Annotated in this window: 7 protein-coding genes; 4 read left to right on the top strand and 3 right to left on the bottom strand. The window is 46.4% G+C overall.

From position 1 onward, the window contains the following. The first annotated feature begins 175 nt into the window (after window positions 1–175). Window positions 176–1012, top strand: a complete 837-nt coding sequence (locus RH949_RS05370) for a hypothetical protein (RefSeq protein WP_006102388.1) — start codon at window positions 176–178, stop codon at window positions 1010–1012. Window positions 1013–1069: 57 nt separating this feature from the next. Here the strand turns inward: RH949_RS05370 and RH949_RS05375 are convergent, their stop codons facing one another. Continuing rightward, window positions 1070–1498 carry a helix-turn-helix domain-containing protein gene (locus RH949_RS05375; protein ID WP_006102411.1) on the bottom strand — a complete coding sequence of 143 codons (429 nt, stop codon included), beginning with the start codon at window positions 1496–1498 and terminating at the stop codon, window positions 1070–1072. 428 nt (window positions 1499–1926) lie between these two features. Between RH949_RS05375 and RH949_RS05380 the strand changes: the two genes are divergently transcribed. Continuing rightward, the gene (locus tag RH949_RS05380; protein ID WP_006102444.1) at window positions 1927–2907 is read left to right on the top strand and encodes a hypothetical protein; all 981 of its coding nucleotides are present in this window, start codon (window positions 1927–1929) and stop codon (window positions 2905–2907) included. Between the two features lie 83 nt (window positions 2908–2990). Here RH949_RS05380 and RH949_RS05385 read toward each other — a convergent pair whose 3' ends face one another. Continuing rightward, window positions 2991–3368 carry a helix-turn-helix domain-containing protein gene (locus RH949_RS05385; RefSeq protein WP_446352159.1) on the bottom strand — a complete coding sequence of 126 codons (378 nt, stop codon included), beginning with the start codon at window positions 3366–3368 and terminating at the stop codon, window positions 2991–2993. A 333-nt stretch (window positions 3369–3701) separates the two neighbouring features. Here RH949_RS05385 and RH949_RS05390 point away from each other — a divergent pair, with 333 nt between their 5' ends. Further along, window positions 3702–3992, top strand: a complete 291-nt coding sequence (locus RH949_RS05390) for a hypothetical protein (RefSeq protein WP_006102520.1) — start codon at window positions 3702–3704, stop codon at window positions 3990–3992. Then, window positions 3976–5508 (top strand): helix-turn-helix domain-containing protein, encoded by a 1533-nt coding sequence (locus RH949_RS05395; protein WP_446352160.1) that lies wholly within the window; start codon window positions 3976–3978, stop codon window positions 5506–5508. Before RH949_RS05390 ends, RH949_RS05395 begins: the two co-directional genes overlap by 17 nt. Before the next feature lie 222 nt (window positions 5509–5730). Here RH949_RS05395 and RH949_RS05400 read toward each other — a convergent pair. Beyond that, a partial coding sequence (locus RH949_RS05400; RefSeq protein WP_446352161.1) for an IS1634 family transposase occupies window positions 5731–6445 on the bottom strand: 715 nt, incomplete at its 5' end.

Here is a 6445-nt window from a genome sequence, read left to right on the forward strand (position 1 = left end):
ACTTGAACCCAATTGAACATTGGTGGCACAAAGTCAAAACAGCAATTAGAAAGGAGTTGCCAAAACATGACTTTAATATTCATAAAGCAGCAGACTCAGCCTTCCAGTATTTGTAAATAGACGAGCGCGAAGCGCTATAACAACTGGACCAACTCACCGCACAATTGACCGTTGGTTGCAGCGCACGTTGAGTCAGGGGGGTGAACAGTTGGAGAAAGTACGCGATCGTATTTTCACTCTGGCTCAACTTCAGCGTCACCATGTTGTTTTGGACTTGAATGCTGGGAGCGGTTTACTGACCTTTGAAGCGTTGCGTCAAGTACCAGAAGGTGGAGTTTATGCCTGTAGGAGAACATCGGCTGAGGCTCTTGCCTTACAAGAACAGGTGGCAACGCTTCCGGAACTCCAGCGTCCTGTGGTGCTAACGGCTACTTTAACCCAGTTACCAGAGGTTTTAGCGACCCAAATTCCAGATATCCGATTTGACTGTATGATTGGGCGCAATGCGTTTATTCATGAACCGGATAAATCAGCAGCAGCTCAACGATTAGTTCAATTGCTGCAACCGTCGGGAGTTTTGGTACTAGCTGAAACGATACCACGCTATACGCAACGACTTTATCGTTTGCTCGACTCGTCGAAGCTGAATACTAATTTGTACCAACGCTTAGTGACAGCAGAAGAGGCGATTTACAGGGACACGTTAGATCCAATGGTGAATTGGGATGCATGGGATTTAAGACAGGCTTTGGAGTCGGTAGGGTTAGGGGTTGACGTGGATGAGAATCGAGCGTTTACCCAAATGCAGATTACACCCGCTTTAATTGATCGCTGGTTTAGGACGACTTCTGCAACCAATCGACCCTCTTATGCTGCACATTTAGCAAAGAACCTTACCGATCAAGAAATTTGTGTTATCAAAGAGCTATTCATCCGCTCTCTACTCCATCAAACCGTAGATTGGGAGAGTGTCATTGTTTTTGTGCAGGCTTCGTTTTGGTCAAAGCAGTAATAAAGCAAAAAAAGAAAGAAATAAACCGAAAACTGAAACTGCTTCAATTATCTCAAGTCAAACTCGATTAGCTAAAAACGCCACCGTAGAAGAAATCACATCAGCAATATCGGCTGGATCAAGGGCGTAAATTTTGTCTAAAACTTCTGCCTTAATCCTCTCATTGCTAGACATATTGTCATCTTTTACATCCACAACTCCTTTGTTCTCTAACCCATAACGGTAGACTGACAGGGAAATTTCCCCGTCTAAATAAAGTTGCAGGGTTCTGGGGGTACCACCGCTCACCTTTGCCAATTGCCGAAAATTCCTGGAATCCGGCTCAGGTTTAGTTTTTCCCTTCAACCACCGATATACCGTGGAGAAATCTACACCAATAGCATTAGCCAAGCTGCTTTGAGTCCAGCCATCTTCTAACAGCTGTTCAATCAACTGATTCAGCCGCTGTTGAGGAACCTGGAGGTGAGAAGACGCGAATGCAGTCACTATCTGTTTAATTAATTGGCTCTGTTTATAACAATTATACTCTTTACACCCATTGCCCTACTCCCCACCAAAAGTCGGGATCAGGACGATACACTCGCTCACGGTTTCAACGTTAGTCGTTGATCCTTCATATCTTATTAAACGGTAAAACTCTTACATTGACAAGGTTTACCAGGATTTCCCTCCAGAATCCATTCCCCTAGCTGTAGCCCTCTTGTATGCAAGACCATTTCAGGGCTGATACAAAAATAGATCGAATAAAAGACTATTATTAGGCAATAATAGATATTGCATGATGCAATAATAGATATTGCACAGTGCAAATTTAGGCAACAGCTGTCAAAATGTCCAGCAATCATTAGCAGACACGCATTTGACGGCGCACAGGGCAACTCTGGACGTTCAACCTTGCAAAAGGAGAAGATTAAATGCAATCTCCTAAGATTATCGGTCATAGCGATCAAGCCAATACCCAAACCTTAGCGGATACAGAACACGAACTAACCGATGCTGAAATAGTAGAATTCAGAAGTCTGGAAGCTACCGTAGAAAAGGGTTTAAGAGCGTTTTGGCAAATCGGACAAGCCTTACGACAGATTCGGGACAAGCGCTTATACCGACAAGACTACGGGACTTTTGAGGATTATTGCCTTACCCGTTGGGAAATATCTCGCCGCTCAGCTTATCAGTTGATTGAAGCGGCTTCGGTGGTGGAAAATGTGCGCCATGGCGCACAAATTATCCCCGCCAATGAGCGCCAAGCTCGTCCTCTCACTGCCTTAAAACCTGAACAGCAACAGGCAGCATGGGCGAAGGCGGTATCTACGGCTCCTAGGGGTAAAGTGACGGCTGCTCACGTTGCCCAAGTCGCTCAGGAGTACCGACAGCAGGGTGCGCGTACTGCCGCTAACCCACCGCATTCATCCGGAAGCCACTCCAGAACCGATGGAAGTTCGCCTCCTGAAGCACAAACAAATTACAAGAGCTGCTGGAATTGCTCTCATTGCAGTTTAGAGCAGCTCGATGACCCCCAAACGTTTTATTGCAACCAGTTCGGGGTGTTGAATTTTATAGAAAAGGACGGAAACCAACGGGGAGCTGAATGCGAATTGTGGGTGGCTCGATGGGCAAAATCCGATGAGACCCAAAGGACTCGGATACTGAAAAGGGAAACCTTCACTCTAACCCTACAGCTTCCTACCCACTTGCAACCACTTCTTCGAGATACGGCTAAAGCTGAGGGATTAGTTGCCGTAGATTGGGCTGCCCAGGTTCTAGAAGCCGCCATTTCCGCAAATCGTTCTGTCCCCAGTGAAGCCATCCTGGACGTTTCAGAGGCTGCTCGAAATGAAGGGAATGCAGATTCTGAGCCAACTCAAGGGCATTCTGAGGGAACGGCTGCAGCTTGATTTGGAAATAGCGATCGCGTCGTGCCTTCTCCAGCAGCATCCTTGAGTCTGCCACTTCAAAATTTGACTGATCGGCTGAGTTCTTAAACCTGGTTTCCTTTAATTGTCATCGTTTCTACAGCCACAGCTGCTACCTGAGCAGCCGCCTCAAACGAAAGACCCCGTACTTCTGATATAAGCTGTTGAACGCTACTACTGCTCTTAGGTAACGATTCGCCTTCCAAATAGGCTTGCAGTTCATTGAGTGTCCAGCCTTTAAGAGCCGCAATTTTGGTCAGCACTCGTAAGCGGGGTTCACCTCTTCCCTGCTCCCACTGGCGGACATTGGTATGAGTTGTCCCAATTAAACCGGCAAACTCTCTGAACGAGCGACCTGCTCTCAGCTCAATCAGCAAAGCTGCTAGTCTGCCCTCGAACATATTTTGACTCACTTGATTAACGGGTTTGTGTGCAACTTCCACCACCGCCAACTTTCAACCAATCCAACTGCTAACAAAAACAAGCGACCACCAATTAACAACAGCGAAAGACTTGGCAAACGTGCCAATCACGACTAATCTGGAAACATTGCTTCCATAAACGGAAGCATTCCTTCCAAATGAGATCCACAGCGTTTTGATGGCTACACCTACCTAATTGTAGGCATCAAAGCCGACTCCCGCAAGTTAGTGCGATGGATTCTCCCATCAGATACCGACTGCCACTGACTCTAGGGCAGAGGGTAAAAACGTTCCTTGGAGCCGCCTGCCCTAAAGCCCTGTGTCTTTTTGCTCACTGCCTGCGTATAGGTAACAATGGATAACTCTCTGACTTCACCAACTGAGGTGGCTCTGGAAAACCCACCCGCTGTATTTTCCCAAGTCGATCCTCGGCTTTTGAAACCCCATCCCTACAACTCCTCTATTTATGGCGAAGAGGATGTGACTGAATTAAATGACAACAAACTCAATCAGACCGCCTCTACCTTGAACGGCAATGGTAGTCCATCAATTCTCTACCCATTCACGCTACTCCACATCTCGCTCAAGGCTCGGTTCGCCAAACAACGGTTTGAAAGAGGACAAATTAATGTCAACAGGACATAATAACAGTAGAGGAGCGACAAAATCTCAACCCGGTGCATTACAGCTAGAAATTTCCGGACTAGAGATACCCCTAGCCCAAGACAACCATAAGCGGCTGCGGAAACCGACAGACCAACCTCAGACCGAACCACCACTTTTTACACACAGGGCAATCGAGATGATGGCAACTGGAGCACCAGTGATTAGTGCCACCCAGGCATTTCTCAAAACTCCGGAGTGGCATGAATACAGCCCTGGTCACCTTTACTTCCAACGACAGTTTGGCAAGGGACGTTACATCGAATTTTTCATCCTGAACCAGCAAAAACATCAACCAGGATTCATCACTAGCTTTGCCGAACCAGAAATTTTAGAGCAATACGGCGTCCATGCTGCACGGTTACATGCCATATTCGCCACTTATGCTGCCCAGCAGCAAGAGCCTTGGAAAGATTCATTTACACTCTTGGGGAGTGACTTGATCAAGATGTTGCGCCTGCATCGGGGGAATAAGCTTAAAAAATCCCAGAAGCTCAAAGCTGTTACCGACCTAGCCTGTATCTTAGGTACCCTTGGCGTAAAAATCCAATGGCAGGAAGGCAACCTTAATCTGACGATTATCGAACGCTCCCCTTTCTGGATAGTCAGCGTCAAAGAATACTATCAAAACACCCTATTCGGGAATCCAGAGGAACTGTTTGAAGCCGCCATCTGCGTCCAAGCTGGACCTTGGACTCGCAACTTCCTGAATAAAGAAGGGCAACGAGAGAGTAAAGCGCTCTACCAATATGGATTCATCGATAAAGCTGTCTTTAACCTTGACCCTAATCGGCAAAAGTTAGCCGCTGCTCTAGCGCTTTACCTGATCCAAAACCGCCGCGCTCACCCAAGTGGTAAGTACAGCATTCGGTCATTGCTATCAGCGGTGATGTCTGCTCAAGAGATAGAGGCTATTGGTAGGGACAGGCGTAGACGTTCACGCTTCGTTAAACAAGTCTATCGCCTTCTGGAGTCTCTCACAGAAATTCAGTTTAGAATTCAGTTTGACCCCTCATTTCCGGAAGCATTACGACCAAGCTGGGCTAGTTTACCCGATGAAAACGATGTACAGATAGATCCAGTAGCAACCGCTCCTAAAAACAACCGGATGCCCGATGGGTTCTTCACAAACTGGCTCAACTGTGTACTTACGATTACTGCCCCAACCCGGATTGAGGCGGCACTTAAACAGTTGAAACATCAGAGAACAAGGACAGCTAAAAAGGCTTCTGACAAGCGTAAGTCTATAAGCGTTCAAAAACCTAATCAGACCAATACTCCTCCACCTGAACAGTTACATTTTAAACCCTGCACCCATTCAACCAACCTAACAGGGGCACAACTCAAACAAGCTCGCCAATCCAAACACTGGACACAGGCTCATTTGGCGTCCTTAATCGGGAAGAGTACCAGTTGGGTAAAACTGGTTGAAAGCGAACGGCGAAGAATTAAAGAGGATGACCAAGTAGCGCTGCAAAAAATCCTCGATCTGCCATAAATGAGTCGCAATTGCCGATTCTACATCAGTGATTCCTGACATTGACATCCTCACCACGCCACCTTTTTAGAGAAGGTCGCTTTTGGGGGGTTGACAGTTCGTCGCGAACCGCCTCAGTTAAGGTCTTACACTCGCTCCCTGTCCGTTTTAAGCTGAAGTTCCCCTTTGACAAATCGCTACACTGTATGCCTATCCCGGCTTAGGGCGATTTCAGTTTCAGGTTCACTGGGTACATATCAGGCTGACGCCCAACAAATCTAAAGCCTTTCTTTGTACAGGAGTCGGTTCGGTTACCTTGTCAAAGTCGAAATTTACACCTGGGATATTAGATTGAATTCGATTGTTAACAATCGTGCCTAAATCAGCCAACAGGGTTTGAAAGCTATGTACAGGTAAGTTATCAGCTGTCCGCTTCTTTTGGGCTTTGGAAGAAGCTGAATTGCTTTTGGTTGAATGGTTCACAATTCCTTCACGTAACTCAAGGGAATCTTCCCAATCATCTTCATCAAATAAGATTGGTGATAAACATTGACGCATATGCCATTCTACATAATACGCCAACATACATAAGAATACATGAGCTTTCACTCTATCGCTGTTACGATGATAGATGGGACGCACTTTTAAGTCAATGGTTTTATAGCTGCGGAAGGCTTGCTCAACTTTGGATAAGCTTTTATAGGCTTTGACAGTTTCTTCGGCTGTCAACGTTTCTTCGGGCACGGAACTTCTCACCACATATAAGCCATCTAATGTGGCTTCTTCATTAATGCTTTCAGTGTTTCTCTGATAAGAAAAGCTATCGGGAGTTATCTGGATTTTGAAATGTTTCGCCACACCATATTTGTTGATCACTTCACCCACTTTTAATCCGATTTCAGCACCTCGACTTCGCTCGGTGCTGACCCTGAGCGAAGTCGAAGGGTCAGCTTCACCC

Origin of the sequence: Coleofasciculus sp. A1-SPW-01 (genome assembly GCF_040217205.1) — a bacterium.
In the GTDB taxonomy this organism is placed as follows: domain Bacteria; phylum Cyanobacteriota; class Cyanobacteriia; order Cyanobacteriales; family Coleofasciculaceae; genus Coleofasciculus; species Coleofasciculus chthonoplastes_A.

Excerpts from the sequence above, each read along its gene's own strand:
- RH949_RS05380 (WP_006102444.1), top strand. The coding sequence starts at position 1,927 with ATGCAATCTCCTAAGATTATCGGTCATAGCGATCAAGCCAATACCCAA.
- RH949_RS05390 (WP_006102520.1), top strand. The coding sequence starts at position 3,702 with ATGGATAACTCTCTGACTTCACCAACTGAGGTGGCTCTGGAAAACCCA.
- RH949_RS05395 (WP_446352160.1), top strand. The coding sequence starts at position 3,976 with ATGTCAACAGGACATAATAACAGTAGAGGAGCGACAAAATCTCAACCC.